This window comes from Mycobacterium sp. 852013-50091_SCH5140682 (genome assembly GCF_001665685.1).
Classification (GTDB): domain Bacteria; phylum Actinomycetota; class Actinomycetes; order Mycobacteriales; family Mycobacteriaceae; genus Mycobacterium.
In genome coordinates this window covers 18440-44680 of the sequence record NZ_LZTB01000100.1, presented here as the reverse complement: position 1 = coordinate 44680, position 26241 = coordinate 18440, and the positions used below count along the sequence as shown (strand labels likewise).

Annotated in this window: 30 protein-coding genes and 1 tRNA gene; 19 read left to right on the top strand and 12 right to left on the bottom strand. The window is 67.6% G+C overall.

The window, feature by feature from the left end; translation table 11 throughout:
* Positions 1-9: 9 nt before the first annotated feature.
* Genes A5784_RS25010 through nth form a run of 3 tightly spaced genes read right to left on the bottom strand, consistent with a single transcriptional unit; the run spans position 10 to position 2107 of the window.
* The gene (locus A5784_RS25010) at positions 10-786 is read right to left on the bottom strand and encodes an NUDIX hydrolase (RefSeq protein WP_064947566.1); all 777 of its coding nucleotides are present in this window, start codon (positions 784-786) and stop codon (positions 10-12) included.
* A complete protein-coding gene (locus A5784_RS25005) occupies positions 783-1430 on the bottom strand; it encodes a TlpA family protein disulfide reductase (protein WP_064947565.1) in 648 nt (215 codons plus the stop codon). The genes A5784_RS25010 and A5784_RS25005 overlap by 4 nt, the downstream gene beginning before the upstream one ends.
* A complete protein-coding gene (gene nth / locus A5784_RS25000; RefSeq protein WP_064947564.1) occupies positions 1427-2107 on the bottom strand; it encodes an endonuclease III in 681 nt (226 codons plus the stop codon). Before nth ends, A5784_RS25005 begins: the two co-directional genes overlap by 4 nt.
* A gap of 190 nt (positions 2108-2297) precedes the next feature.
* Here nth and A5784_RS39985 point away from each other — a divergent pair, with 190 nt between their 5' ends.
* Positions 2298-2531, top strand: a complete 234-nt coding sequence (locus tag A5784_RS39985) for a hypothetical protein (protein ID WP_064947563.1) — start codon at positions 2298-2300, stop codon at positions 2529-2531.
* Between the two features lie 90 nt (positions 2532-2621).
* A complete protein-coding gene (crp, locus tag A5784_RS24990; RefSeq protein ID WP_003883807.1) occupies positions 2622-3296 on the top strand; it encodes a cAMP-activated global transcriptional regulator CRP in 675 nt (224 codons plus the stop codon).
* On the opposite strand, the gene A5784_RS24985 is transcribed toward crp, so the two are convergent.
* The 3 genes from A5784_RS24985 to sp36 are packed head-to-tail and all read right to left on the bottom strand — an operon-like array spanning position 3293 to position 4703.
* The gene (locus tag A5784_RS24985; protein WP_064947562.1) at positions 3293-4093 is read right to left on the bottom strand and encodes an MBL fold metallo-hydrolase; all 801 of its coding nucleotides are present in this window, start codon (positions 4091-4093) and stop codon (positions 3293-3295) included. The two genes, crp and A5784_RS24985, sit on opposite strands and share 4 nt — an antisense overlap.
* Complete coding sequence (locus tag A5784_RS24980) at positions 4090-4545, bottom strand: RidA family protein (protein WP_064947561.1); 456 nt, start codon at positions 4543-4545, stop codon at positions 4090-4092. The genes A5784_RS24985 and A5784_RS24980 overlap by 4 nt, the downstream gene beginning before the upstream one ends.
* A complete protein-coding gene (gene sp36, locus A5784_RS38450) occupies positions 4542-4703 on the bottom strand; it encodes a Sp36 family protein (RefSeq protein WP_075908995.1) in 162 nt (53 codons plus the stop codon). The genes A5784_RS24980 and sp36 overlap by 4 nt, the downstream gene beginning before the upstream one ends.
* Before the next feature lie 81 nt (positions 4704-4784).
* On the opposite strand from sp36, the gene bagA reads away from it, so the two are divergent.
* Both bagA and bagB read left to right on the top strand, forming a co-directional pair.
* Positions 4785-5816 (top strand): ATPase BagA, encoded by a 1032-nt coding sequence (gene bagA / locus A5784_RS24975; RefSeq protein WP_197514866.1) that lies wholly within the window; start codon positions 4785-4787, stop codon positions 5814-5816.
* Between the two features lie 29 nt (positions 5817-5845).
* Entirely contained in the window at positions 5846-6949 is a 1104-nt protein-coding gene (bagB, locus tag A5784_RS24970) for an ATPase BagB (protein WP_197514874.1), read from the top strand.
* Between the two features lie 9 nt (positions 6950-6958).
* Here the strand turns inward: bagB and A5784_RS24965 are convergent, their stop codons facing one another.
* Positions 6959-7258, bottom strand: coding sequence for a WhiB family transcriptional regulator (locus tag A5784_RS24965; RefSeq protein ID WP_165606267.1), 300 nt, complete (start codon positions 7256-7258; stop codon positions 6959-6961).
* A 359-nt stretch (positions 7259-7617) separates the two neighbouring features.
* Between A5784_RS24965 and ponA2 the strand changes: the two genes are divergently transcribed.
* From ponA2 to A5784_RS24930, 7 genes are all read left to right on the top strand, one after another.
* Complete coding sequence (gene ponA2 / locus A5784_RS24960; protein ID WP_064947559.1) at positions 7618-10056, top strand: transglycosylase/D,D-transpeptidase PonA2; 2439 nt, start codon at positions 7618-7620, stop codon at positions 10054-10056.
* Between the two features lie 82 nt (positions 10057-10138).
* Positions 10139-11095 (top strand): metallophosphoesterase, encoded by a 957-nt coding sequence (locus tag A5784_RS24955; protein WP_064947558.1) that lies wholly within the window; start codon positions 10139-10141, stop codon positions 11093-11095.
* Positions 11092-12198: an L-cysteine desulfhydrase Cds1 gene (gene cds1 / locus A5784_RS24950; RefSeq protein WP_064947557.1), complete on the top strand. Its 1107-nt coding sequence runs from the start codon at positions 11092-11094 to the stop codon at positions 12196-12198. Before A5784_RS24955 ends, cds1 begins: the two co-directional genes overlap by 4 nt.
* A gap of 217 nt (positions 12199-12415) precedes the next feature.
* Positions 12416-13582, top strand: coding sequence for a sensor histidine kinase (locus A5784_RS24945; protein ID WP_064947556.1), 1167 nt, complete (start codon positions 12416-12418; stop codon positions 13580-13582).
* On the top strand, positions 13579-14244 hold the full coding sequence (locus A5784_RS24940; RefSeq protein WP_064947555.1) for a response regulator transcription factor: 666 nt from the start codon (positions 13579-13581) through the stop codon (positions 14242-14244). The genes A5784_RS24945 and A5784_RS24940 overlap by 4 nt, the downstream gene beginning before the upstream one ends.
* Positions 14245-14327: 83 nt before the next feature.
* The gene (locus A5784_RS24935) at positions 14328-14591 is read left to right on the top strand and encodes a hypothetical protein (RefSeq protein ID WP_064947554.1); all 264 of its coding nucleotides are present in this window, start codon (positions 14328-14330) and stop codon (positions 14589-14591) included.
* 131 nt (positions 14592-14722) lie between these two features.
* A tRNA-Pro gene (locus tag A5784_RS24930) sits at positions 14723-14796 on the top strand.
* Between the two features lie 563 nt (positions 14797-15359).
* On the opposite strand, the gene A5784_RS24925 is transcribed toward A5784_RS24930, so the two are convergent.
* The 4 genes from A5784_RS24925 to A5784_RS24910 form a co-directional block, all read right to left on the bottom strand.
* The gene (locus A5784_RS24925) at positions 15360-16190 is read right to left on the bottom strand and encodes a hypothetical protein (protein WP_156750760.1); all 831 of its coding nucleotides are present in this window, start codon (positions 16188-16190) and stop codon (positions 15360-15362) included.
* Between the two features lie 116 nt (positions 16191-16306).
* Positions 16307-16672, bottom strand: a complete 366-nt coding sequence (locus tag A5784_RS24920) for a hypothetical protein (protein ID WP_064947552.1) — start codon at positions 16670-16672, stop codon at positions 16307-16309.
* 343 nt (positions 16673-17015) lie between these two features.
* Positions 17016-17351 carry a type II toxin-antitoxin system HicB family antitoxin gene (locus A5784_RS24915; RefSeq protein WP_156750759.1) on the bottom strand — a complete coding sequence of 112 codons (336 nt, stop codon included), beginning with the start codon at positions 17349-17351 and terminating at the stop codon, positions 17016-17018.
* A 260-nt stretch (positions 17352-17611) separates the two neighbouring features.
* A complete protein-coding gene (locus A5784_RS24910) occupies positions 17612-18751 on the bottom strand; it encodes a serine/threonine-protein kinase (RefSeq protein ID WP_064947550.1) in 1140 nt (379 codons plus the stop codon).
* Positions 18752-18797: 46 nt separating this feature from the next.
* Between A5784_RS24910 and A5784_RS24905 the strand changes: the two genes are divergently transcribed.
* The 3 genes from A5784_RS24905 (at position 18798) to A5784_RS24895 (ending at position 20396) form a co-directional block, all read left to right on the top strand.
* Positions 18798-19295 (top strand): SRPBCC family protein, encoded by a 498-nt coding sequence (locus A5784_RS24905; protein WP_064947549.1) that lies wholly within the window; start codon positions 18798-18800, stop codon positions 19293-19295.
* A gap of 37 nt (positions 19296-19332) precedes the next feature.
* The gene (locus A5784_RS24900) at positions 19333-20121 is read left to right on the top strand and encodes an acyl-CoA thioesterase (RefSeq protein ID WP_064947548.1); all 789 of its coding nucleotides are present in this window, start codon (positions 19333-19335) and stop codon (positions 20119-20121) included.
* A 77-nt stretch (positions 20122-20198) separates the two neighbouring features.
* On the top strand, positions 20199-20396 hold the full coding sequence (locus A5784_RS24895; RefSeq protein WP_064947547.1) for a three-helix bundle dimerization domain-containing protein: 198 nt from the start codon (positions 20199-20201) through the stop codon (positions 20394-20396).
* Position 20397: 1 nt separating this feature from the next.
* Here A5784_RS24895 and A5784_RS24890 read toward each other — a convergent pair whose 3' ends face one another.
* Complete coding sequence (locus A5784_RS24890; RefSeq protein ID WP_064947787.1) at positions 20398-20862, bottom strand: GatB/YqeY domain-containing protein; 465 nt, start codon at positions 20860-20862, stop codon at positions 20398-20400.
* Positions 20863-20931: 69 nt separating this feature from the next.
* Between A5784_RS24890 and A5784_RS24885 the strand changes: the two genes are divergently transcribed.
* From A5784_RS24885 to A5784_RS24865, 5 genes are read left to right on the top strand one after another with little or no spacing between them, the layout of a single operon-like run.
* The gene (locus A5784_RS24885) at positions 20932-22185 is read left to right on the top strand and encodes a DUF7847 domain-containing protein (protein WP_064947546.1); all 1254 of its coding nucleotides are present in this window, start codon (positions 20932-20934) and stop codon (positions 22183-22185) included.
* A 1-nt stretch (position 22186) separates the two neighbouring features.
* Positions 22187-22840, top strand: a complete 654-nt coding sequence (locus tag A5784_RS24880; RefSeq protein ID WP_064947545.1) for a DUF4129 domain-containing protein — start codon at positions 22187-22189, stop codon at positions 22838-22840.
* The gene (locus A5784_RS24875) at positions 22837-23949 is read left to right on the top strand and encodes a DUF4350 domain-containing protein (RefSeq protein ID WP_064947544.1); all 1113 of its coding nucleotides are present in this window, start codon (positions 22837-22839) and stop codon (positions 23947-23949) included. Before A5784_RS24880 ends, A5784_RS24875 begins: the two co-directional genes overlap by 4 nt.
* Positions 23946-24911 carry an AAA family ATPase gene (locus A5784_RS24870; RefSeq protein WP_064947543.1) on the top strand — a complete coding sequence of 322 codons (966 nt, stop codon included), beginning with the start codon at positions 23946-23948 and terminating at the stop codon, positions 24909-24911. The genes A5784_RS24875 and A5784_RS24870 overlap by 4 nt, the downstream gene beginning before the upstream one ends.
* Positions 24911-26233, top strand: coding sequence for a DUF58 domain-containing protein (locus A5784_RS24865; protein WP_064947542.1), 1323 nt, complete (start codon positions 24911-24913; stop codon positions 26231-26233). The genes A5784_RS24870 and A5784_RS24865 overlap by 1 nt, the downstream gene beginning before the upstream one ends.
* Positions 26234-26241: the final 8 nt, after the last annotated feature.

Here is a 26241-nt window from a genome sequence, read left to right as displayed (position 1 = left end):
ACTTCCAGTTCAACGTTGCGCTTCACCGTAGCCGTTCGGATGCCCGACAAGCGCCATTGCCTCGTCGAGTTCACGTACGTCGTCGGTGTTCCACGGCTGCGCCCAGCCCGCGACATCGAGGATGGCCGAGATGACCTGCCCGGTGAATCCCCACACCAGCATCTCGTTCAGCAGAAACGCCGGGCCTGCGAACCGCCGGGTGGCCGCTTCGCGACAGACCATGAGCCGATTCTCCGGATTGATGAACGCGCGCACGGGCACTCGTGCGACCACCGCGGTCTCGGACGGGTCGACGACGGCCACCGGGCCGGGATCGGGTGAGTAGGCCAGCACCGGGACGACGTGAAATCCCGACGGCGGGATGAACATGCGTTCCAATGTGGCCAGCGGACGTAACCGTCCGGTATCGATGCCCGTTTCCTCCCACGCCTCGCGGAACGCCGTCGCCACCGGGCCCTCGTCACCGGGATCGGTGGCGCCGCCGGGAAAAGCCGCCTGCCCGGCGTGGTGCCGCAGCGTCGACGCCCGCACGGTGACCAGCAGATCGGCATCGTCGGGAAGGTCGGGCGCAGGAACATCGGCAGGGCCGGAGAACAACACGAGCACCGCGGCGTCCCGACGGGCACCGGCCAGAGCCGCCTGCTTGTCCAATTCGACGATGCTGGCCAGCACGTCCGGCGGAACCCGGCGACGATACGCGTCGGGCACCCCGTCGACGTTGTCCACCAGAGGTCGCAGCCACGCCGGCGCGGCATCGGGATTCAGCTCGCCGAGCTGGGAAGTCAACGCGCTGCTCCTTGGCCCAATTTCTCCGACACCGCCGCGGCGATCTCATCAGCGTTGGAGAAGGGCCGCGGCACGATTCCGGCCACGCTACCGTCTGCGCGCAGCACCACCGTCGCAGGCATCACGTTGGGCACCCGCAGAGCGGCGGCGATCAGCCGACGACCGTCCTGCAGAGTCGGCAGCCGAACACCGAGTTCGGCCAGCCGCAGCAGCGCGGCTGCCTCGTTCTCGTCCTGGTGCACGGTGACCACCACGAGGTCAGACCCCATGCGGCGCTGATACTCCGCCATCGCGGGCAGTTCGTCGGCGCACGGCCCACACCAATACGCCCACAGGTTCAGCACCACCGTGCGTCCGGCGAGCGCGCGAGCCACGTCGACCGCGGCGCCGTCACCCGCACACTGCAGCGTGATACCGGACAGGGCCTGCGGCCCCGGACCTTGCCCCGGCGACGGGCACGGCGGCAGGGCCGCTCGGGCGCGCGGGCCGGCGAGGGCCTGCGGGGTGTCGGCATCGCGGTGATCGCGGCCTGCCGCAGGCGCGACGCCCGCGCTCGGGACGTCGCGCATCTGCATCCAGAACGCCGTCCCCAAGGCCACCAGGACCACCAGCACGGCGATGGTCCAGCGGGTCGAAGCCTTCACAGCCCGGCGAGAGCCAGCAGGTGCTCGGTCTCGGGGCCTTTGACCAGCGGGGCGGCGACGAGTGGATCGGTGGGACCAGTACCGAACGACGGGCAGTCCTTGGCCAGTACGCACACGCCGCAGGCGGGTTTGCGGGCATGGCAGACGCGGCGCCCATGAAAGATCACGCGGTGGCTGAGCAGCGTCCACTCGCTGCGTTCGATCAGCTCGCCGACGGCGAACTCGACCTTGACCGGATCTTCCTCCTCGGTCCAGCGCCAGCGCCGCACGAGCCTGCCGAAATGGGTGTCGACGGTGATGCCGGGGATGTCGAAGGCGTTACCCAGGATCACGTTGGCGGTCTTGCGTCCGATGCCAGGCAGCGTCACCAGGTCTTCCATTGTGGCGGGCACCTGGCCGTCGAAACGCTCGACCAACTCCTGCCCCAGCCGGATGAGCGACGTGGTCTTGTTGCGGTAGAAACCGGTCGGCCGGATCAGCTCTTCCATCTCGGTGCGGTCGGCCTGCGCGTAGTCCAGCGCGGTGCGGTATTTGAGGAACAGCGCGGGCGTGGTCAGGTTGACGCGCTTGTCGGTGCTCTGCGCCGACAGGATGGTGGCGACGGCGAGCTCGAGCGGGTTGGTGAAGTCCAGCTCGCAGTACACATGCGGAAATGCCTGGGCCAGTTCACGATTCATGCGTCTGGCGCGCCGGACCAGGCCAAGGTGCGTCTCGGTGTCCCATTTTTTGGGACGGGCTGTTTTCCCAGTTCGGACGGCACCCGCGCTCACCCTTGCCAGCGTACTGATTCCCTCCGACACACCCGGCAGCGGACCTGGTGGCATTTCGTGACCTCCCTGAGACCTACGCCGTGTTTACTTCACCCTTGTGTCGTGGTTGCTGGTGGCGCTCGTCCCCGCCTTGCTGATGCTGGTGGCGGTGGGGCTCGGCCGGCTCGAGAATTGGCTCGCCACCGAGCGCCCGGCCGGTAGGCGCGACACGCTGAACGGTCTGCAGCGGCGGCTCGCGAGCCTCGACGGCGACCGTTTGCCCACGCGGGGGTACAGCCAGCACGCGACGAATCCCGGATTTCACACGACTCGCCATGCCAATCGTGTGTAGCGTGGGCTAGTCGCGAAACCGCGTACCTCTAGACTGATCACGAATTGTCAATAGAGGGTCAATACCACCCGACACCTTAAGAGGAACAACGTGGACGAGATCCTGGCCAGGGCCGGAATCTTCCAGGGAGTCGAACCCACCGCCGTATCAGCGCTCACCAAGCAGCTGCAGCCAGTCGACTTCCCGCGCGGGCATACCGTGTTCGCCGAAGGCGAGCCCGGTGACCGGCTGTACATCATCATCTCCGGCAAGGTGAAGATCGGCCGCCGCTCGCCGGACGGCCGGGAGAACCTGCTGACCATCATGGGTCCGTCGGACATGTTCGGTGAACTGTCGATCTTCGACCCGGGTCCTCGTACCTCGAGCGCCACCACCATCACCGAGGTGCGCGCCGTGTCGATGGATCGCGACGCCCTGCGGGCCTGGATCGCCGACCGGCCCGAGATCGCCGAGCAGCTGCTGCGGGTGCTCGCCCGTCGCCTCCGGCGCACCAACAACAACCTGGCCGACCTGATCTTCACCGACGTGCCGGGGCGCGTCGCCAAGCAGCTGCTGCAGCTCGCACAGCGGTTCGGCACCCAGGAGGGCGGCGCGCTGCGCGTCACCCACGACCTGACGCAGGAAGAGATCGCTCAGCTGGTCGGCGCCTCACGGGAGACCGTGAACAAGGCACTGGCCGACTTCGCCCACCGCGGTTGGATCCGCCTTGAGGGCAAGAGTGTGCTGATCAGTGACAGCGAGCGCCTCGCAAGGCGTGCCCGCTAGTCCCTCAGGTAGTCCAGCTGGGCCTGCACCGACCATTCGGCTGCAGGCCACAGTTTTTTATCCACATCGGTGTACACGTGCTCGACGACCTGACGCGCGGTCGCGTCGTCGCCGAGTTCCCGCAGTGCGCCGCGGACCTGGTTGAGGCGGTCCTCGCGGTGTGTCAGATACATCTGCGCGACGGCCGCCAGATCGCCCAGCTCCGGGCCGTGACCGGGTAACACCGTGCGCCCACCCAGGCCCTGCAGCCGGCGCAGTGACTCCAGATAGTCACGCAGGCTGCCGTCTTCGGTATCGATGACGGTGGTGCCGCGGCCAAGCACGGTGTCCGCGGTCAGCACCGCGTCGTCGAGCACGAAGCTCAGCGAGTCGGCGGTGTGTCCCGGTGTGGCCATGACGGTGATCCGCAGGCCGGCCGCCTCGATCACCTCGCCATCGGAGAGCGGGCCGCCGAGACCGCGCAGGAAACCACTGCCCACCGAGCGGACCGTGGCCCCCGTGGCGTCGACGATCTTGTCGACCGCGCCCGTGTGGTCTTCATGTTTATGGCTGATCAGCACCAGCGGAATCCGCCCGAGCTCGGCGATGCGGGCGACGTGCTCGTCATCGTCCGGGCCGGGGTCGACGATGACCATCTCGTCGCTGCCCGGCGCGCGCAACACCCAGGTGTTGGTGCCCTCCAAGGTCATCAAACCCGGGTTGTTGCACAGCAGCACCGAGGCCGACACCGTCTCTGTTTCGATGACCGGCCTCAACAGCCCATAGGCCGGGTGCTGCAGATCCGCGCCAGAGGTCACGCGACCTCGACGATGATTTCGACCTCGACAGGTGCATTGCGCGGCAACTCCGACACACCGACCGCCGAACGCGCATGTGCGCCGGCCTCGCCGAACACGGCGCCGAAGAGTTCGGAAGCACCGTTGACGACGCCGGGCTGCCCGCTGAAACCGGGAGCGGACGCGACGAAGCCGACCACCTTGACGACCTTGACGACGGAGTCGATGCCCACAAGCGCGTGCACCGCGGCCAGCGCGTTGAGCCCGCACAGGCGCGCCAGCTCACTGGCCTGCTCGGGGCTGACGTCGGTGCCGACCTTGCCGGTCGCGACGAGCTCGCCGTTCTGGATGGGCAGCTGCCCAGCCGTGTACACCAGATTCCCGGTCCTGGTCGCCGGCACGTAGGCGGCCAGCGGCGCCACCACCTCGGGCAGTTCGATGCCCAGTTCGGTCAGTCGCTGCGAGACGGTCACTTCGGCCTCTTCAGGTAGGCGACATGCTGTTCACCCGTCGGGCCGGGCAGCACCGAAACCAGCTCCCAGCCGTCTTGGCCCCACTGATCGAGAATCTGTTTTGTGGCGTGCGTCAGCAACGGCACGGTTGCGTACTCCCACCGGGTCGGTTCGCTCATGGGCTGAGCTTATCGGGCGAGCCCCGCACAGCGCGCAGCCCGCATACGCGAAGCACACCAGTACAACCCAGTTAGCATGCAGTGGTGGCAACCACAGAAAGCACGGCCAAGCACATCAGCTGGCCGTCGCGGCTGACCAAGGCCCGTCTGCACTTCGTGTCGGGCAAGGGCGGTACCGGCAAATCCACCATCGCTGCGGCCCTGGCCTTGGCCCTCGCGGCAGGCGGGCGTCGGGTGCTGTTGGTGGAGGTCGAGGAACGGCAGGGCATCGCGCAGCTGTTCGACGTCCCGCCGCTGCCGTACGAGGAGGTCAAGATCGCGACCGCCGAGGGCGGCGGCCAGGTCAACGCCCTGGCCATCGACATCGAGGCGGCTTTCCTGGAATACCTCGACATGTTCTACAACCTCGGCCTGGCCGGCCGGGCGATGCGCCGCATCGGTGCCATCGAATTCGCCACCACCATCGCGCCCGGCCTGCGTGACGTGCTGCTCACCGGGAAGATCAAAGAGATCGTGACGCGAACCGACAAGAGCGAGAAGGCCAAGCGCATCGCCTACGACGCCGTCGTCGTCGATTCTCCTCCCACAGGCCGCATCTCGCGGTTCCTCGACGTCACGAAGGCTGTCTCGGACCTGGCCAAGGGCGGCCCGGTGCATTCGCAGGCCGACGGCGTGGTCAAGCTGCTGCACTCGGAGCAGACCGCGATCCATCTCGTGACCCTGCTGGAGGCCCTGCCCATCCAGGAAACCCTTGAGGCCATCGACGAGCTCACCGAGCTGGGCCTGCCGATCGGCAGCGTCATCGTCAACCGCAACATCCCCGCGTACCTGTCCCCCGAGGACCTGGCCAAGGCAGCCGACGGCGACATCGACGCCGACGCGGTGCGGGCAGGCTTGGAGAAAGTCGGAATCAGGTTGTCCGACAGTGACTTCGCCGGTCTGCTCACCGAGACCATCCAACACGCCACCCGACTCGCGGCGCGCGCGGAGAGCGCCGAGCAGCTCGACGCCCTCGACGTCCCGCGCTTGGAACTGCCTGCGCTGTCCGACGGTGTCGACCTGGGCAGCCTCTACGAACTCGCCGAAGCTCTTGCCCAACAGGGGGTCCGATAACCGTGAGCACCAAACCCGCTGCCCTCGACATGGGCGCCATCCTCGCCGACACCTCCAACCGGGTCGTAGTGTGTTGCGGCGCAGGCGGTGTCGGCAAGACCACCACTGCGGCTGCGATGGCGCTGCGCGCTGCCGAGTACGGCCGCACCGTCGTGGTGCTCACCATCGACCCGGCCAAACGACTGGCGCAGGCGCTCGGCATCAAGGATCTCGGCAATACGCCGCAACGGGTTCCGCTGGCCCCCGAGGTCACCGGCGAACTGCACGCGATGATGCTGGACATGCGCCGGACGTTCGACGAGATGGTGGTCCAGTATTCGGACGCGGGCCGCGCCGACGCCATTCTGGAGAACCAGTTCTACCAAACCGTGGCAACCTCGCTGGCCGGCACGCAGGAGTACATGGCCATGGAGAAGCTCGGTCAGCTGTTGGCCGAGGACAAGTGGGATCTCGTCGTCGTCGACACCCCGCCGTCGCGCAACGCGTTGGACTTCCTCGACGCACCAAAACGGTTGGGCAGCTTCATGGACAGCCGGCTGTGGCGCATGCTGCTGGCCCCGGGCCGCGGTATCGGCCGGTTGGTCACAGGCGCGATGGGACTGGCGATGAAGGCCCTGTCCACCGTGCTGGGTTCTCAAATGCTTTCCGACGCAGCGGGTTTCGTCCAGTCATTGGACGCCACGTTCGGCGGATTCCGCGAAAAGGCTGACCGCACTTATGAATTGCTCAAACGTCGCGGCACGCAGTTCGTTGTGGTGTCGGCCGCCGAGCCCGACGCGCTGCGCGAGGCGTCGTTCTTCGTCGACCGCCTCGCCGGGGAGAACATGCCACTGGCGGGGTTGATCCTCAACCGGACCCACCCCACGTTGAGCGATCTGCACGCCGAAAAGGCCGAAGAGGCTGCCGACGACCTGGCGGCCGAGGATCCCGACGCGCTGGCGGTAGCGGTATTGCGAATCCACGCCGACCGGGCGCAGACCGCCAAGCGCGAGGTGCGGCTGCTGTCCCGGTTCACCGGAGCCAATCCGCACGTCGCGATCGTCGGCGTGCCATCACTGCCGTTCGACGTGTCGGATCTGGAAGCGTTGCGGGCGATCGCCGATCAGATCACCGGCGTCGGGGAACCCGTCTAGAGGGGCGCGCTAAACAGCGCTGCGATGTTTGCGCTGGGCGGCGAAGAAGTCGGCCCAGGAAACAACTTCGGGGTGCTGCTTGAGCAGCGCGCGACGCTGGCGTTCGGTCATCCCGCCCCAGACCCCGAACTCGACGCGGTTGTCCAACGCATCGGCGCCGCATTCGAGGATCACCGGGCAGTGCCGGCAGATCACTGCGGCTTTGCGCTGGGCCGCGCCGCGGACGAACAACTCGTCAGGATCAGCCTGCCTGCAACGCGCCTGCGACACCCACGCGATGCGCGCCTCGGCTTCGGCTCCGTGTGCCAAACTGTGAGCAGGACTGGGTGTGGCCGTAGTCGTCTTTCGCGTGACAGTTCGTGAATCTGACACCTGCGATCCCTTCGTTCCAACCTTCGACCGCTATGGCCGACGGTGAGCCCTCCGGTGTAGAACGCCGATGCGATCTACGCCACATTGCGCCAGCCTGTGTTACCTGGGTCGCACTGTGTGTCCAAGCTAGGTGGTCAGAGGGTATTAACGCAACAGTTTGCGAGGCACTTTTTTGGGACGGCCGTGCAGTCTGATCATGCATCGCGGCGTTTACGCCGTTTCCCCAGCGAGATCGTGATAACGCCGTTCATCCGCTCGCCGGTGGACCCCCAGGGAAGCGTCGTTACTCTGTACCCATGCCAGACCAGCCGACGCGACCGCCCACCACGGTCACGGTCATCAAGCTCGCCTGGTGCTGCCTACTAGCCAGCGTCCTCGCGGCCGCCTTCATGTTCCCGGTCGTCGGCGGATTCGGGCTGATGTCCAACCGCGCCTCCGACGTCGTTGCCAACGGCTCCGCCGCATTGGTGGAAGGCGACGTGCCGCAGGTGTCGACGATGGTCGACGCCAAGGGCAACACCATTGCCTGGCTCTACTCGCAGCGCCGGTTCGAAGTACCCAGCGATCAGATCGCAAACACCATGAAACTGGCGATCGTCTCCATCGAGGACAAACGGTTTGCCGAACATAACGGTGTGGACTGGCAGGGCACCCTGACCGGCCTGTCCGGTTACCTGTCCGGCAACGCCGACACCCGTGGTGGCTCCACGCTCGAACAGCAGTATGTGAAGAACTACCAACTGCTGGTGGTCGCACAGACCGACGCCGAGCGCCGCGCCGCCATCGAGACCACGCCTGCCCGCAAGCTGCGGGAGATCCGGATGGCGCTGACGCTGGACAAGACGTTCACCAAGCCCGAGATCCTCACCCGCTACCTGAATCTGGTGTCGTTCGGCAACGGTTCCTACGGCATCCAGGACGCCGCCCAGACTTATTTCGGCATCAACGCCTCTGAGCTGAACTGGCAGCAGGCCGCACTGCTCGCGGGCATGGTGCAGTCGACCAGCACACTCAATCCCTACACCAACCCCGACGGCGCCCTGGCCCGCCGGAACCTGGTGCTGGACACGATGATCGACAACATCCCGCAGGAGGCCGACGCGCTGCGGGCCGCCAAGGAGCAGCCGCTGGGCATCCTGCCGCAGCCCAACCAGCTGCCGCGCGGCTGCATCGCCGCGGGCGACCGGGCGTTCTTCTGCGATTACGCGCTGGAGTACCTGGCGCGGGCGGGTCTGAGCAAGGAGCAGGTCGCCAAGGGCGGCTACTTGATCAAGACGACGCTGGATCCCGATGTGCAGGTGCCGGTCAAGTCGGCGATCGACGGTATCGCGAGCCCGACCATCGACGGCATCGCGAGCGTGATGAGCGTGGTCAAGCCGGGCAAGACGTCGCACCCGGTGGTCGCGATGGCCAGCAACCGCACCTACGGCCTGAACACCGACGCGGGCGAAACCATGCAGCCGCAACCGTTCTCCCTCGTCGGCAATGGTGCGGGATCGATCTTCAAGATCTTCACCACGGCCGCCGCCATGGACATGGGAATGGGCATCAACACCACCCTTCCGGTGCCGGGCTTCTTCCAGGCCAAGGGTCTCGGCAGCAGCGACACCCCTGGCTGCCCGAAGGAAACCTGGTGCGTGAAGAACGCGGGCAACTACAAGGGCGCGATGAGCGTCACGGAGGCGCTGGCCACCTCGCCCAACACCGCGTTCGCCAAGCTGATCTCGCAGATCGGCGTGCAGCGAGTGGTCGACATGGCCGTCAAGCTGGGCCTGCGGTCCTACGCGATGCCCGGCACGGCACGCGATTACGACCCGGACAGCAACGAGAGCCTGGCCGATTTCGTCAAGCGGCAGAACATCGGGTCCTTCACGCTGGGGCCGCTCGAGGTGAACGGTCTCGAGCTGTCGAACGTGGCCGCCACCTTGGCTTCCGGTGGTATGTGGTGCCCGCCCAACCCGATCGACAAGGTCGTCGACCGCCACGGCCAGGAAGTCTCGGTGACCACCGAGACCTGCGAGCAGGTGGTGCCCGAGGGTTTGGCGAACACCCTGGCCAACGCCATGAGCAAGGACGACACCGGGGGCGGCACCTCGGCCGGAGCAGCAGGCTCGGTGGGCTGGGATCTGCCGATGTCCGGTAAGACCGGCACCACCGAGAACAACAAGTCCTCGGCGTTCCTCGGTTTCACCAACCAGTACGCCGCGTCCAACTACATCTATGACGACTCGTCCACTCCGAGTGAGCTGTGCTCGTTCCCGCTGCGCCAATGCGGTAACGGCAACCTGTTCGGCGGTAACGAACCCGCCCGCACCTGGTTCACCGCGATGAAGCCGATCGCCAACAATTTCGGCCCGGTCGCGTTGCCGCCCACCGATCCTCGGTACGTGGACGGCGGGCCCGGCTCGCAGGTGCCCACGGTCAACGGCTTGGACGAGAACGCGGCGCGGCAGCGGCTGAAGGAGGCCGGTTTCCAGGTCGCCGACGGCAGCGCGTCGGTCAACAGCAGCGCCAAGTACGGCACCGTCGTCGGTACGACCCCCAGCGGGCAGACCATCCCCGGCTCGATCATCACGATCCAGATCAGCAACGGGATCCCGCCACCACCGCCGCCACCACCGGTGGCGATCCCGCTGCCGGGCGGTCCGCCGCCCGAGATCGGCCAGACGGTCGTGGAGATCCCTGGCCTGCCGCCGATCACCGTGCCGGTGCTCGGTCCGCCGCCACCGCCGTGACGGCCAGATCACGATGTGCACTTGCCCACCCTGACCGGCCAAGAAGCGGTACGGCACAGCATCGCGCAGTAGGCTGCCAACCATGTCAGCCGCCTCGGTAGCCAAGAAGACAGCCGCCGTCGCCACCGGCTCGTTGGTGGCCGGGATCGGGTATGCGTCGCTCATCGAGCGCAACGCATTCGTCCTGCGCGAAGCGACCATGCCCGTGCTGGCCCCCGGGTCATCGCCGCTGCGGGTGCTGCACCTGTCCGATCTGCACATGCGGCCGGGTCAGCGCCGCAAGCAGGCCTGGTTGCGGGACCTGGCCCGCCTCGAGCCGGACCTGGTGGTCAACACCGGCGACAACCTTGCGCACACCAAGGCGGTCCCGGCCGTCGTGCAGTCGCTGAGCGAGCTGCTTTCGGTGCCGGGCCTGTTCGTGTTCGGCAGCAACGACTACTTCGCGCCCCGGCTGAAGAACCCGCTCAACTACGTGACCAAACCGCAGCACCGCGTGCACGGCGATCCGCTGCCGTGGCAGGACCTGCGGGCGGCGTTCACCGAGCGGGGCTGGTTCGACCTCACGCATACCCGTCGCGACATCGAGGTGGCCGGCCTGCACATCTCGGTGGCCGGCGTCGACGATCCGCACCTAAAGCGGGACCGCTACGACACCATCGCCGGGGCGGCCAACAGCGCCGCGAACCTGACGCTGGGTTTGACCCACTCCCCCGAACCGCGGGTGCTTGACCGCTTCGCGGCCGACGGCTACCAGCTGGTGCTGGCCGGCCACACCCACGGCGGCCAGCTGTGCCTGCCGTTCTACGGCGCGCTCGTCACCAACTGCGATCTGGACCGGTCGCGGGCCAAGGGTGCCTCCCGATGGGGCGCGAACATGGCCCTGCATGTGTCGGCGGGCATCGGCACGTCGCCGTACGCCCCGATGCGGTTCTGCTGCCGCCCGGAGGCGACGCTGCTGACGCTGGTGGCAGCACCCACCGGTGGTGGTCATGTCGGCAGCCGTGCCGGCACGTCGTCGCCGACCGTCTCCGCACGGTGAACACGCCGGCAGGCACGGCGTCGCGCTGCCAGCCGCGTGACTGGGTGGACAACGCGGTCCGATTGATCGAGGCCGACTCCCGGCGCAGCGCCGACACCCACCTGTTGCGCTACCCCTTGCCATCGGCGTGGTGCGACGGCGTCGACGTGGCGCTGTATCTCAAGGACGAGTCGACGCACATCACCGGAAGCCTCAAGCACCGGCTGGCCCGGTCACTGTTCCTGTACGGGCTGTGCAACGGGTGGATCGCCGAGAACACCACGGTGATCGAAGCCTCGTCGGGTTCCACAGCGGTCTCCGAAGCGTATTTCGCGGCGCTGCTCGGCCTGCCGTTCATCGCGGTGGTGCCGTCGTCGACCAGCACCGCCAAGATCGCCCTCATCGAATCACAGGGCGGCCGTTGCCATTTCGTCGCGAAGTCCTCACAGGTGTACGACGAGGCGCAACGGCTCGCCGCCGAGACCGGTGGGCACTACCTGGATCAGTTCACCAACGCCGAGCGGGCCACCGACTGGCGCGGCAACAACAACATCGCCGTGTCGATCTTCGAGCAGATGCAGATGGAGGCCCACCCGATTCCGGAGTGGATCGTGGTGGGCGCGGGCACCGGCGGCACCAGCGCGACGATCGGCCGGTTCATCCGGTACCGCCGCCACGCGACGCGGCTGTGCGTCGTCGACCCCGAGAACTCCGCGTTCTTCCCTGCCTATGCGCAGGGCCGCAGCGACATCGTCACGGGCGCATCGTCGCGCATCGAGGGCATCGGCAGGCCGCGGGTCGAGCCGTCGTTCCTGCCCGATGTGGTGGACCGCATGGTGTCGGTGCCCGACGCCGCGTCGGTCGCCGCGTCACGGCACGTCAGCACCGTCCTGGGACGCCGGGTCGGGCCGTCCACTGGCACCAACATATGGGGCGCGTTCGGGTTGCTCGCCGAGATGGTCAAGCACGGGCAGAGCGGGTCGGTGGTGACCCTGTTGGCCGACAGCGGCGACCGCTACGCCGACACTTACTTCAACGACGACTGGGTGAGCGCCCAAGGGCTCGACCCGTCGGGGCCTGCCGCGGTGCTCGCAGAGTTCGAACGCTCGGGGTCCTGGACCTGATCGTCGGCTCCGTCAGCCGTCGCGAACAGCCACAGCGCCGCGACCGCGAAAAAACCCAGGTAGATGGTGGCGCCAAGAGTGGTCATCGTCGTCTCCAGTCGTGCCGGTGGGTTCAGTGTGCACAACGCCACCGACATGCCGAATCCATCCCGCGACGGATCGTGACGTACGCCGCGACGCGGATGCCGTGGTGAGCTTGCCGGACTAGGTTGCGGTTATGGACGCCCGCGCCGATTACCGCCGCCCGGCGTTGTGGCTGGTGCCGGTGCTCGTCGCGGTCATCCAGGTGGCAGGGAGCACCGGGATGCGTCATCACCGCGGCCCGGAGCTGCCGCCGCTGACCTGGTTCGGTTTTGTACTGCTGCTGGCCGGACCGCTGGTGTTGTTGGCCCGTTACCGCTATCCGTATGCGGTCCTGCTGGCGGTCACGGCGATCACCGCGACCTATCTGCTGGCCGGGTTCGGTCCCGGGCCGGTGTTCCTGTCGCTCGTGGTGGCGTTCGTGCGGGCCGCGACGGTCTGCCCGCGGTGGTGGACCTATCCGCTGCCGCTGATCGGCTGGGTGGCGGCCGGGTGGGTGCTGCCGTGGCTGGCCGGCGACCCGCGTCCGCCGCTGGAAGCCATCGGCGGGCTGGGTGCGTGGCTGGTGGTGCTGATCGCGATCGCCGAGGGTCTCCGACAGCGCCGCTCGGTGGTGGAGGCCCGTCGGCTCCGGCAGGACGCGATGGCGTCGGCGGCGCGTTCCGAACAGCAGCGGGAGGCGACGGCCGCGCGGCTGGCCATCGCCCGCGAGTTGCACGACGTGCTGGCGCACAGCCTGTCGATGATCAACGTGCAGTCGTCGGTGGCGCTCGAGCTCCTCGACAAGCAACCGGAGCGGGCCGGTCCTGCCCTTGCGGCCATCAAAGATGCCAGCCGCCAGGCGATTTCAGACGTGCACTCGCTGGTCACCGCACTGCGCGCCGAGGGCGGCGAGCCCACCGCACCGACCCCCGGCATCGCCGATCTCGACGGCTTGCTCGCCCCGGCCCGCGCGACCGGACTGACCGTGACGACGACGGTGACGGGTCTGCCGCGGCCGCTGCCCGCGGTCATCGACGTGGCCGCGGCCCGCATCGTGCAGGAGTCCTTGACCAACGTCGTGCGTCACTCGACGGCCACCACCGCCGCGGTCACCGTGGACTACAGCGGATCCCGGTTGGCTGTGGCCGTCGATGACAACGGCGCTCCGCGGACCGGCCTGTCCACCGGCGGCAGCGGCATCACCGGCATGCGGGAGCGCGCCAAGGCGCTCGGCGGATCGTTCAGCGCCGGGCGCGCACCCGGCGGCGGTTTCAGCGTGCGAGCCAGTCTGCCCGTCGACGAAAGCGCTTACGCCGGATGACGATTCGTGTGGTGGTCGCCGACGACCAAGCGCTCGTGCGAGCCGGTTTCGTGGCTCTGCTCGACGCGCAGGACGGCATCGAGGTAGTGGCCGAGGCCGATACCGGATCCCGGGCCCTGGCCGCCGCCGCCGAACTGCGGCCCGACGTGGTGCTCATGGATATCCGGATGCCCGAGATGGACGGCCTGACCGCCACCCGGGCCATCGCCGGCGATCCGGAGTTGGCCGGGGTGCGCGTGGTGGTGCTCACCACATTCGAACTCGACGAGTACGTGTTCGAGGCGATGCGGGCCGGGGCCAGCGGATTCCTCGTCAAGCACACCGAGCCGGCCGAGCTGGTCCGTGCCGTGCGCGTGGTGGCCGACGGCGATGCGCTGCTCTCGCCGTCGGTGACGCGTCGGCTGGTCGCGGAGTTCGCCGCGCACGCCAAGTCTCCTGCCGCGCCTGCGCTGCCCGACCTGACCTCACGGGAACGGGAGGTGATGGCCCTGGTCGCCGAGGGGCTGAGCAACGCGGAGATCGGCGAGCGGCTGTTCATGAGCCCGGCCACCGCCCGCACCCACGTGAGTCGCATTCTGATGAAGCTGGGCGCCCGTGATCGCACCCAGCTGGTGGTGCTGGCCTATGAGAGCGGCCTGGTACGTCCACGATGGCAGGGCTGACGCAGCCACTACGCATGGGCGCGTACCGCAGATGACGCCCGCGGGCCGATGTTCCCGACGCCCTTGCCCGGCAGGCTTGAGGCATGAACATTCACGAAATCACCCCCACTGCAACCACATTCCTCGCCGAGCACGGGCCGCGGTTCACCGAGCACGCATGGAATCCCTGGTTCCTGCTGATCCCGCTCACGTTCTGGACGCTGGTGATCGTCGGCATCGTCTTCACCGTCCGGCGGTTCCGCGGCCGCCAGGGTGAGCGCACCCTGCGTGATGCCTACGCCAAGGGTGAGGTCGACGAGGCCGCGTACCGCGAGCGGCTGGCCGTCCTGCGCGAAACACGTCGCTGATCTGCGGTGCAGCGTCGAGTTCGACGTCAGGGTCGCGCTCGCGCCCTATCAACGACCCTGGCGTCGAACTCGGCGCCGGTAACCGTTTGGCTTTCAACCACCCCTGTGCGATACGCTGTCGAGGCTTCACACGGGGTGTGGCGCAGCTTGGTAGCGCGCTTCGTTCGGGACGAAGAGGTCGTGGGTTCGAATCCCGCCACCCCGACAGTGTGATCAAGGCCCTGACCAGACATTTGATGGTCAGGGCCTTGTTGTTGTCAGGGGGCAGAATCACCGGTGGCCCGCAGTCAGCCCGCAGTAGTTTTTCATCATTGCCGTGGCGGTGCAGTACCCGGTACATATCCAGCACCGATACCGCACGCCGCACACGCCGAGCCGACGCCCTACGCAGCGCCCAGCACCAGCGCAGCAGCCAACGCAGGCACCGGCGCCACGACCGCCTGGCACGACACCCCAACCGTCACCAAGCCAGGCAGCAACGCCCGGCCGCTCCCGAGGTGCGAGCTGCCGCCGGTGCGCCCCTGACCTGCCCGTTTTTGAAGGGACCGACGCGGCGACGCCATCGACGTCGCCCGATCTATCCCATTTTCCCACCAAAACTGGCCGAAAGTAGCCCTGACCAGGCCCGAACAACCAAAAACAAGGCCGCCAAAAAACGACTCCAACCTGAGACGGTGCGCGCGAGGCTGGCAAAGGGTCGGCGGCGGCGCGCCCCCTAAAAAACGGCGGCCCACCACAGCACGTCCGAGCAACCGGTGGCGCGATCGTCTAGTCGCCCTTGAGCAAGTCGTCGACTTGATCTGTCCAGTCGCCGGCGTAAATGGACTGCACTAGCATGCCCATCGTCGTGTCGCCCCGGGCAGCCATCGGTCCGTCCTGTGAATCGTCGGTGATCGCAGCGTCGGTCTGCTCGGGAGCCAGCTTGCCGCCAGGCGAGGCCCTGATGAACTTCATCACGCCGTCGGGCATCCAGACTCCGGCGGTGCTCGGCGTTTGCGGGAAATAGAATCCCGCGCGGTCGGCGATAACCATGTCGGCTAGGTCCGTGTCCAGCGACACGACGGTGTTCCGCACCCATCCAAAATCGGCGCCTTCTCGAAAATCTCGGTCGCGATCCTTTGAAATGAAGCCTGTAGTGGCAGCATTGTGCCGGTCCTGCGCAGCCGCTCCGTGCTTCTGCTGCCAGCCCATGACGAGCCCGTTGAGCTGGCGCTGGTATTCGAAATCGACTCGGTCGTGGTCGCCCGCTCTCAGTTCCACAATCCGGGTGATGGTTGGCGGCTGGTCCGGCTGGTAGGGGTTGAAGACGTGTCGACGGATTGCAGAGTCGCTGACATCGACGCGTTCGAGCGTGCGGCGCTCTAGATGGTCCTTCGCGTCCTTGAACTCTTCGAGGTCGCCCAGCCGCGCGTTCAGCGTTATCGACCAATCCAAGTAGCGGTCGTTTTTGAATCCGTAGCGCACGTGCAACTCGGTGAAAGCGCGAACATTGGGCGGCCGGAGATCCCCAACGTACTCGTTGTACTCCAGACCGCTCGGTGGGTGATACCGACCTGCAGATCGTTGCTGGGCACGCCGTTGAGCACGATTGGTAGACATGGCGGGCAGCGTATCTGCGGCGGGCTGCCCCTGCGGGAAACTTGGGACGGAACGCCTGGTGTGTCGGTTTTTGTGACGGATGGCTGGGGTCGGGTCAGGCGCTAGCCTCGGCGCGCCTAATCAGGCTGGTACGGCGGCCTGGCGAACTCCTCGGCGATAGCGTCGAGTTCTTCTTGCTCGTCGATGCGGTTCTGCCGTTCCGCTTCAGCGCGCACCTTGTTGGCAGCCGCTTTCTCGTCTGCCTCTTTCTGGAAGGCTTCGAACCTATCGTTCGCATCCTCGATGATCTCGTCGAGCTTGGCGATTGTGTCAGCAATTCCATCCTTGGAGGAGGACACGTAACCGCGTGAACCGGCACCGAACGGTTCGGATGTATCTATCCCACCTGGAATCTCGCACGTGGCACCGACCTTTTCATGGAAGAGGTGGAACCACATCCCAGGTGGCTTGGGCGCGACCTCAAAGTGGATGTTGATGTTCACCGCGCTCGGAGCCGAAGTCTTCGAGAGTTTTGGCGTGCCGACCCGCCTGACGCGCACCCAATTCCCAGCCATGTGTTGTTTGCCCTCCCGGTTTCAAGCGTGATTGGTGTAGTCCCATATCTAACATGAGGGTCGGGGAGCTCGGGTGGCTCAAAGACGGCGATCTCACAGCGTGCCCCACAAGCCGGGGGTCGGGATTTTTTTCCCCCTCGGCCACCGAGCAGAATTTGAGCGGTCCTCGGGGGACCTCTGAAATCCGCAGGCAACTCATGGACACGATGTCCCCGAGTTCCCTGCCATCTCAAAGGGTCGGTTTTCAAATGCGACCCTTCTGGCCAGGTGCCTATGCCTGCCGGTTCGGCCGGCTCACCTCGACATGCGGGGGTAGCGGCTGGCCGTCGTCCTCGTCGAGTGCCGCGGCCTCCGCAGCTGCCACTTCCTCGTCCATGAGGTCGCGGAATTCCTTGCTCATGATGTGCACCTCAAAGGAATCGGGCGCCACGTCGAGCCACGTAGCGATGAGATCGCGCGCCATCGGTTCGACCTCGGCCAGATCGTGCACCTGGGTGGGCAGTCCCTCGTCCGGGTTATTACCCAGACCGGGCACGCGCACCACCCACCACCGTTCTCCGCGTTCGACGATCGCGGTATAGGTCTTCATCCCGGCAACGGTACTCACTCACTGGTACCTCAGGCTTCGGAACGGGGAGTGGCCCGCAGCTGGCCCGCAGTAGTTTCAGCAACCACTGTTTCCGTCCAACAACACAAGCGTCTGACCAGGCATTACCCAACCGATCAAACGCGACAATCATCGCAAACCGCCAGGACGTGGAGTTCGGGACGAAGAGGTCGTGGGTTCGAATCCCGCCACCCCGACAGTGTGATCAAGGCCCTGACCAGACATTTGATGGTCAGGGCCTTGTTGTTATCCGCCACCCCTCAGTCGTGGCGCCCCTTCTTCTTCCCGTGCGGCGGCTTCTCCTCGCCCTGGTCGGCGGGCACGGTCGGGGTATGTGGCACGACGCTCATGAGGGCCGTCGGGGCAGTTGTCGTCGGCGACGGCACGGGGCTCGCCGGCGCCTGCTGCGGGGAACGATCGACGGCCAGCAAGATGATGCCCAGAATCACAGCGGCCGCAGCGGCGGCGGCAATCAGCCCCATCTTGAGGCGTGAGCGCGGCGGGTGAGCCGGCGGAGGCGGCAGGACGGTCGACGCCGGCTGCATCATCGGCAGCGGCGTCGTCATCACCCGGGTCGCCGGGCGCGCGGCAGGCTGTCCGGTCAAGGCCGCGCGCATGGCTTCGGCATCGCCGAAACGGAACTGCGGCTCGCGAGCCATCGCCGACTCCAGCACGAACACCACAGCAGGATCGGCGTCTGGGCGCAGCTTCCTGATCGGCACCGCAGGCTCGTCGAGAATGGCCCGCATGGTGGCCGCCGGGTTGTCCCGGTCGAACGGGCGCCGACCGGTCAGCGCCTCGTAGCCGAGGACACCGACGGCGTACAGATCGTCGGACGCCGACGCGGGCTGACCCGTAAGTCGTTGCGGGCTCAGGTAATTCACGGTGCCGAACAGTTCCCCGGTACGCGTTTGGCTGCCGCCTTCGGTCTTGGCGATCCCGAAGTCGGAGAGCTTGGCGGCGCCGGAGGCCGTGATGAGGACGTTGCCCGGTTTGATGTCGCGGTGCAGGATGCCCGCGCCGTGGGCGGCCGACAGGCCTGCGAGCACGTCGGCCAGCACGGCACGAACCCGCTCGACCGACATCGGTCCGGCGGCGATCTCGTCGGCAAGTGAGCGCCCGGGCAGCCGCTCCATGACGATGAACGGTGTGCCGTGATGCTCACCGCTGTCGTGGACCACGACGATGTTCGGATGGTTGAGCGCCGCGGCGGCGCGCGCCTCGTCGTCAAACCGGCGCCGCAGACCGTGATCGGTCACCCAGCCCGCGTGCAGCAACTTGATCGCGACCGGGCGCGCCAGCCGGGTGTCCCACCCGTCGCGGACCTCGGCCATCCCGCCGCGACCCAGGATGCTGCGCACCTCGTAGCGGTCGACGAGGAGCTCATCGGTTCTCCCCATACCCGGACTATCGCACACCCGGCTGAGGCCCTGGCATGCTCAACCCATGCCCCGGTTCCCGCTCGAAACCGCCGACCCCGAGTTCTTCACCACTGCGCCGCACATCTTCCGTTACGTCAAGCGCTTTGCTGCATCGCCCGACCGCGTGTGGGATTCGCTGACCTCCGACGAGTCACTGGCCGCCTGGGGGCCGTCGGTCACCCGCCTCACCTGGCTGTCCCCGCGGCCGTTCGGCGTCGGGAGTTCCCGCGAGGTGGTGCTCGCCCCCGGCGTGGTGAAGGTGCACGAGACGTTCTTCCGGTGGGAGGACGGCCGTCGCTATTCGTTCTCCGTGGACCACGCGAACATTCCGTCGCTGCGCCGGTTCGCCGAGGACTACCTGATCGAGCCTGCCGGCGATGGGCAGACGCAGTTCACCTGGATCGTGGCGCTCGAACCGAAGCCGGCGTTCGCGCTGCCGTTCAAGGCGTTGGCGCCGGTGGTGAAGGCCGCGTTCGGCCGGCTGGCCTCCGACGGTGAACGGTACTTCGCCGCACAGGTGTGAGACAGCTCCCAACCGAGCGGTTGATAGCGTCTGGTCGATGACCGCGCAGAGCTGGATCGCCCGTCTGCTGAAGTTCGAGCGGCACGGCGACACCTTCCGGATTCACGAGCCCAAGCGTTCGGCTGTCGCGCGCCTCTACGGCGGGCTGATCGCCGCTCAGGCGCTGGCCGCGGCCGGGGCCACCGTCGGGCCCGGCAAACTACCGCAGTCGCTGCACGCATACTTCGTCCGCGGCGGCCGTTACGACGCCGAGGTGGAATTCCAGGTCGAGCGCACCCGCGATGGCCGCAGCTTCGACACCCGCCGGGTCACCGCGATCCAGAACGGCGCAGTGATCCTGGAGATGATCGCGTCCTTCCATCTGCCGGAGCCTGGTGCCGACTGGTACCCCGATCTCCCGACGAAACTCGAATTCGACTCTGCCGCGCCGAAAGAGACGATGCTCGACTTCGGCGAATGGTTCGAGCTGCGTACCGTGCCGGGCGACAAGACGGAGTTCGCCGTCCCGCCGTTCTGGATCAGGTCACGTCAACAGATCGAGGACGACCCGTTGATCAGGGCCGCGACGCTGGCGTTCATGTCGGACCTGGGTCCCGTCCCGGCCGCGCTGCCGCCGCATGTCGAGTTGCGACGCGATCTCGGTTTCGCCGCCAGCCTGGACCACGCGATCTGGTTTCACCGGCCGTTCCTGCCCGAGCAGTGGCACCGGTATGAGGTGCGGTCGGTGAACCACAACGACTCGCGGGGCCTGTCGGTGGGATCGCTCTATGCCGCGGACGGAACGCTGATCGCCAGCACCACCCAGGAAGCCCTCTGGCGCCTGTGACCCGCTTTGACACGTGTCGAGGATTGTGACGAAGCGCGCGTTGACGCGGTAAACCCACAGATCAGACAATCATTCGCGTGTTGGGAAAAAGCGAGCGGGAACTGGTGGCTGACGTCGAGGAGCGATTGGTAAAGCGCTTCGCGCAGCTACCGCCCGCTCGTGTATCCACCGCCGTGCTCGCCGCGCACACCCGATTTCAGGGCAGCTCCATCCGCGACTTCATCCCGCTCCTGGTGGAGCGCCGCGTGAGTGCCGAACTGGCCGCCCTCAGCTGAGCTACAACCGCGACTTCACGGCTGCCGACAACCGGGCGCCGTCCGCCTTGCCGTCGGCGATCGCCGTCGCGACCTTCATCACCTGACCCATTTGACGCATGCTCGGGCGCTCGCCGATGTCCTCGGCCACCTGGGCGATGGCCGAGTCGGCGACATCGGCCAACTCCGCGTCGGTCAGCGGCGTCGGCAGGTATTCGTCGATGACCCTGGCCTCGGCATGTTCATTGGCCGCCAACTCGCCACGCCCGTTCTGCGTGTAGATGCCGGCGGCTTCCCCGCGCTTCCTTGATTCGCGGGCCAGCACGGCGATCACTTCGGCGTCGGAGAGGTCACGCGCCTGCTTGCCGGAGACCTCCTCGGTCTGTATCGCGGCCAACAACATTCGCAGCGTCGCGGTCCGCAACTTGTCCTGCGACTTCATTGCCGCGGTCAAATCCGCGCGCAACCTGTCCTTGAGTTCGGCCATGGCCACAACCTACGCCGCCGGGCGGCAGGTCACGTTGTCAATTTTGCCGGTGATCGACAGGATGGAGAGATGACCAACGACGCCGGCGGGTATTCGCCGTACCCGCCGCCGCCGGGCCAGCCGGGTTACGGACCCCCGCCCGGCTACGGGCCACCGCCTGGGTACGGGCCACCGCCGGGTTACCCGCCGCCACCGCCTGGGTACGGACCGCCACCCGGTTACGGACCGCCACCCGGTTACGGACCGCCACCCGGTTACGGACCGCCACCCGGTTACGGACCACCGCCGGGTTATCCGCCGCCACCACCCGGTTACGGGCCCCCGCCGGGCTACCCGCCGTATGGTCCGCCCCCCGGCTATGCGGTGGCGTTCAAGCCGGGAGTCATACCGCTACGGCCACTGAGTCTTTCGGACATCTTCAACGGCGCCGTCGGCTACGTGCGGGCCAACCCGAAGGCCACGCTCGGACTGACCACCGTCGTCGTCGTGGTCGCGCAGGTCATATCGCTGCTGCTGCAGATCGGTCCGCTGACCACGTTCGGCGATTACGGCTCAACACTGCAGGGTGATACGCCGTCGCCGGAAGCTCTCGCACTGGTCTCTGCGGGCAGCTTCGCCGGCGTCATCGTCGCGGCGCTCTCGGGTGTGCTGCTGAGCGGCATGCTCACGGTGGTGGTCGGGCGTGCCGTCTTCGGCGGAACGATCACCATCAGCGAGGCCTGGCAGCGGCTGCGCGGCAGATTCTGGGCGTTGCTCGGCCTGACCGCGCTGGAAGCCTTGGCGTTCGGTCTGATCGGCGCGATCATCGCGCTCATCATCGTGATCGCCGCGAGCGCGGGCGGCGGCGTTGCGGCTTTCGTCGTCGGCGCTCCCCTGGTGTTGGCGGCCATCGTCGGCCTGATCTACGCGGCCACCGTGCTGCTGTTCGCGCCGCCACTCATCGTGCTGGAACAACAACGGGTATTCGCCGCCATCGCACGGTCGTTCGCTCTGGTGAAGGGCGACTTCTGGCGCGTGCTGGGCATCTGGCTGCTGGCCGGTATCGTGGCCAGCCTGGTCGCGGCGGCGGTCGGGATACCGTTCGGCATCGTGGGCGGGCTGCTCAGTAGCTCGCCGGCCGGCATCTCGATACCGGGGTTGATCGTCTCGGCGATCGGCAGTGTCATCGGACAGATCATCACCGCGCCGTTCAACGCGGGTGTCGTCGTGCTGCTCTACACCGATCGCCGCATCCGCGCCGAAGCCTTCGACCTGGTGCTGCAGACGGGTGCGGCCGGGCCGGCGGAATCCACCGACCAGCTGTGGCTGACTCGGCCGAGGTGACGTGAGCGCCATAGACATCGACCGCGACGCCGCGCACGACGCTGCGCAAAACGAGCTCAGCAAGCCGATCTACCCGAGATCGTCGCCGACGCAGCAGTTCCTCGACTGGATCACCGAGTTGTTCTATCGCCTGGCCATGCAGGGTTCGAAGATCCCCGGCGGCTGGTTCACCATTGCGGTGCTGGCGATCCTGCTCGTGCTGGCCGTGGTGGTGGCGGTGCGGACGGCGCGGCGCACCATGCGCACCAACCGCGACCGGCAGCACGCGCTGTTCGGCAGTCAGGAGCTCAGCGCGGCCGAGCATCGCCGCACGGCCGAGCAGTATGCGGCCCAGGGCAATTGGGCGGCCGCCATCCGGCACCGGCTGCGCGCGGTGGCCAAACATCTTGAGGAGACGGGGGTTCTCGACCCCGTGCCGGGTCGAACGGCGACCGAGCTGGCGCGCGACGCATCAGTCACTCTCGGCGATCTGTCGAGCGAACTATTCAGCGCCGCAGGCGTATTCAACGACGTCACCTACGGTGAACAGCCGGGCAGCGAACCGGCGTACCGGATGATCGCCGATCTCGATGGCCGGTTGCGCGACCATGGCCGCACGCCTGTCGGCGCCGCAGCGGCGGCCGCCGGTACCGACGGCTGGACGCCGGTGCGATGACGTTGCGTTGGCGCACAGCGCGCTGGGTGCTGCTGGCTGCCGTTGCCATCGTCGCGGTGGCCGCGGTCAGCACCTACCTGACCGCACCGCGACCGGGCGGCAGGCTGGATCCCGAAGCGACCGGCCCCGACGGCGCGCATGCCCTGGTCTCGCTGCTGCGCCAGCACGGTGTCGACGTGATCACCACCGAGACAATCGGCGACGTGCAGCGCGCGGCCAGCCCCGACAGCCTGGTGGTAGCCGCGCAGACGTTGTATCTGTCGGACGATGATCAGCTGCACCAGCTGGCCTCAGCCCCGGGCGATCTGCTGCTGATCGAACCCGTCGGCAAGACCCGAGAGGCGTTGGCACCGAAGATCAAACAGGGCAAGGCCAGTTCGTTCGGCGGGGGTGCCCCCGACTGCGATCTGCCTGAAGCCGCCCGCTCCGGCTCCGTCGAACTCGGCCTGACCAACACGTTCGAGCCGGTCGACGACGCCAAGGTGACGCGGTGTTACGAGGGTGCTGTGGTGCGCTACCAGGACGGCGGTCGAATCGTCACCGTCGTCGGCACCGGGGACTTCATGGCCAACGGCGGTCTGCTCAAGGCGGGCAATGCGGCCCTCGCGATGAATCTGGCCGGTGACCGGTCCCGGGTGATCTGGTATGCGCCCCAGCACCCCGAAGGCGAATCATCCGGCACCACCGGCATATCCGATCTGCTACCCAAGCAGGTGCGGTGGGTCGTGCTGCAACTGGCCCTCGTGGTGGCGCTGCTCGCGGTGGCCAGTGCCCGTCGACTCGGGCCGCTGGTCGCCGAGTCGCTGCCGGTGGTGGTGCGCGCGTCCGAGACGGTCGAGGGCCGCGGCAAGTTGTACCGCAGCCGCCGCGCGCGCGACCGCGCTGCCGACGCCCTGCGGTCGGCCACCGTGATGCGGCTGCTGCCACGGCTCGGGCTGACCACCGGCGCTGCGCCCCAGGCGGTCGCCGCCGCGGTCGCCGCACGCGGCGGGGGCGACTCCGGCATGGTCAGCCACATCCTGTTCGGCCCGCCCCCTGGCACCGATTCCGACCTTGTAGTTCTGGCCCACCAACTCGACGACATCGAAAGGCAGGTCGCGCAGTCGTGACTCAGCCCGCCCTTGATTCCGATACAGCGCGAAATGCCCTGCTGTCCTTGCGAAATGAGATCGCCAAGGCGGTCGTCGGGCAGGACGCGGTGGTCAGCGGCCTGGTGATCGCACTGCTGTGCCGCGGCCACGTCCTGCTCGAAGGTGTGCCCGGCGTGGCCAAGACCCTGCTGGTGCGGACCCTGGCCGCCGCACTGCAACTGGAATTCAAACGCGTGCAGTTCACGCCGGACCTGATGCCCGGTGACGTCACCGGCTCGTTGGTGTACGACGCGCGCACCGCCGAGTTCGAATTCCGCGCCGGGCCGGTGTTCACCAATCTTCTTCTCGCCGATGAAATCAACCGGACCCCGCCGAAAACCCAAGCAGCACTGTTGGAGGCGATGGAGGAACGTCAGGTCAGCGTCGACGGACAGCCGCGGCCGCTGCCCGACCCGTTCATCGTGGCGGCCACCCAGAACCCCATCGAGTACGAGGGCACCTACCAGCTGCCCGAGGCGCAGCTCGACCGCTTCCTGCTCAAGCTCAATGTGCCGCTCCCGCCGCGGGATCAGGAGATCGCGATCCTGGGCCGCCACGCTCACGGCTTCGACCCCCGCGATCTGTCCGCGATACGGCCGGTGGCCGGCGCCGCCGAGTTGGCCGCCGGTCGCGAAGCGGTCCGGCAGGTCTTGGTCGCCGACGAGGTGCTCGGCTATATCGTCGATATCGTCGGCGCCACACGGCATTCCCCCGCCCTGCAGCTGGGTGTGTCACCACGCGGCGGCACCGCGCTGTTGGCCACCGCGCGGTCATGGGCCTGGTTGTCCGGCCGCAACTACGTCACGCCCGACGATGTCAAGGCCATGGCGCGTTCCACGCTGCGACACCGCATCGCGCTGCGCCCTGAGGCCGAGCTGGAAGGTGCCACCCCTGACGGTGTGCTCGACGGCATCCTGGCGGCCGTGCCGGTCCCACGCTGATGGTTCTCACCCGCCGGGCCGGTGTCGCCGCGCTGATCGCCGCTGTGCCGATCGCGCTGGCGCCTTGGCCGGCAACGGTTTTCGTGGTCCTGCTGGCCGTGTTGGCGATCGCGATCGTGCTGGATGTGACGTTGGCCGGCCGCCCCGCGTCGGCGGCAATCGTACGCAGCGGGGACAGCACGGCGCGGCTGGGCCAGGCCGTGGACGCGGTGCTGACGGTGCACAACACGGGGCGTCGCCGGATGCGGGGACGGCTGCGCGATGCCTGGGCTCCTAGTGCCGGTGCCGATCCCCGCACCCACGCGTTGAACATCGCTGCCGGACAACAGGTTCAGCTCACCACCCGGTTGCGGCCGGTGCGGCGCGGGGACTTACGGTCGGAGTTCATCGCGGTGCGGTCAATCGGCCCGCTCGGCCTGGCCGGCCGTCAGCGCACACTGCCGGTCGCGGGGCAGGTGCGGATCTTGCCGCCGTTCCTGTCGCGCAAGCATTTACCGTCGCGGCTGGCCCGGCTGCGCGAACTGGACGGCGCCATACCGGTGTTGATCCGCGGGCAGGGCACCGAATTCGATTCCCTGCGTGAGTATGTCGTCGGCGACGACGTCCGCTCGATCGATTGGCGGGCCACCGCCCGCCGCGCCGACGTCGTGGTGCGCACCTGGCGGCCGGAGCGGGACCGCCGGTTGGTGATCGTGCTCGACACCGGGCGCACGTCGGCAGGCCGCGTCGGCGTCGACCCGACCGCGAGCGATCCGAGCGGCTGGCCCCGGCTGGACTGGTCGATGGATGCGGCGCTGCTCCTGGCGGCTCTGGCGTCGCGGGCCGGTGATCACGTGGATTTCCTTGCCTTCGACCGGGTTACCCGCGCCGGGGTGTGGGGCGCGTCGCGCACCGAGCTGCTGGCGCAGCTGGTGGAAGCGATGGCGCCGCTGCAACCGGCGCTGGTGGAGTCCGACGCGTCGGCCATGGTGGCCGCGGTGACCCGGCGGGTGCGTCAACGCGCCCTGGTGGTGCTGCTGACCGACCTCAACGCCTCGGCACTCGACGAGGGTCTCATGGCGGTGCTACCCCGGCTGTCGACGAAGCATCAGGTGCTGCTGGCGGCGGTGGCCGACCCCAGGGTCGAGCGGCTGGCCGCCGGCCGCGACGACGCCGCGCAGGTGTACGACGCGGCGGCCGCGGAACGGGCCCGCAACGACCGTCGCACCATCGCAAACCGGCTGCGCCGCAACGGTGTTGACGTTGTCGATGCCGCGCCCGAAGACCTGGCACCGACGCTGGCCGACCATTATCTCGCGATGAAGGCGGCGGGGAAGCTCTAGTTTCCGTG

Bases quoted from the DNA above. Each gene is read 5' to 3' on its own strand.
- A5784_RS24885 (WP_064947546.1), top strand. From the start codon at position 20,932: ATGACCAACGACGCCGGCGGGTATTCGCCGTACCCGCCGCCGCCGGGC.
- A5784_RS24890 (WP_064947787.1), bottom strand. From the start codon at position 20,862: ATGGCCGAACTCAAGGACAGGTTGCGCGCGGATTTGACCGCGGCAATG.
- bagB (WP_197514874.1), top strand. From the start codon at position 5,846: ATGGGCGCCATCCTCGCCGACACCTCCAACCGGGTCGTAGTGTGTTGC.
- nth (WP_064947564.1), bottom strand. From the start codon at position 2,107: ATGAATCGTGAACTGGCCCAGGCATTTCCGCATGTGTACTGCGAGCTG.
- A5784_RS24875 (WP_064947544.1), top strand. From the start codon at position 22,837: ATGACGTTGCGTTGGCGCACAGCGCGCTGGGTGCTGCTGGCTGCCGTT.
- A5784_RS24865 (WP_064947542.1), top strand. From the start codon at position 24,911: ATGGTTCTCACCCGCCGGGCCGGTGTCGCCGCGCTGATCGCCGCTGTG.
- A5784_RS24925 (WP_156750760.1), bottom strand. From the start codon at position 16,190: ATGTCTACCAATCGTGCTCAACGGCGTGCCCAGCAACGATCTGCAGGT.
- A5784_RS24955 (WP_064947558.1), top strand. From the start codon at position 10,139: ATGTCAGCCGCCTCGGTAGCCAAGAAGACAGCCGCCGTCGCCACCGGC.
- A5784_RS24900 (WP_064947548.1), top strand. From the start codon at position 19,333: ATGACCGCGCAGAGCTGGATCGCCCGTCTGCTGAAGTTCGAGCGGCAC.
- ponA2 (WP_064947559.1), top strand. From the start codon at position 7,618: ATGCCAGACCAGCCGACGCGACCGCCCACCACGGTCACGGTCATCAAG.
- A5784_RS24940 (WP_064947555.1), top strand. From the start codon at position 13,579: ATGACGATTCGTGTGGTGGTCGCCGACGACCAAGCGCTCGTGCGAGCC.
- A5784_RS24905 (WP_064947549.1), top strand. From the start codon at position 18,798: ATGCCCCGGTTCCCGCTCGAAACCGCCGACCCCGAGTTCTTCACCACT.
- sp36 (WP_075908995.1), bottom strand. From the start codon at position 4,703: ATGAGCGAACCGACCCGGTGGGAGTACGCAACCGTGCCGTTGCTGACG.
- A5784_RS24945 (WP_064947556.1), top strand. From the start codon at position 12,416: ATGGACGCCCGCGCCGATTACCGCCGCCCGGCGTTGTGGCTGGTGCCG.
- A5784_RS24910 (WP_064947550.1), bottom strand. From the start codon at position 18,751: ATGGGGAGAACCGATGAGCTCCTCGTCGACCGCTACGAGGTGCGCAGC.
- A5784_RS24935 (WP_064947554.1), top strand. From the start codon at position 14,328: ATGAACATTCACGAAATCACCCCCACTGCAACCACATTCCTCGCCGAG.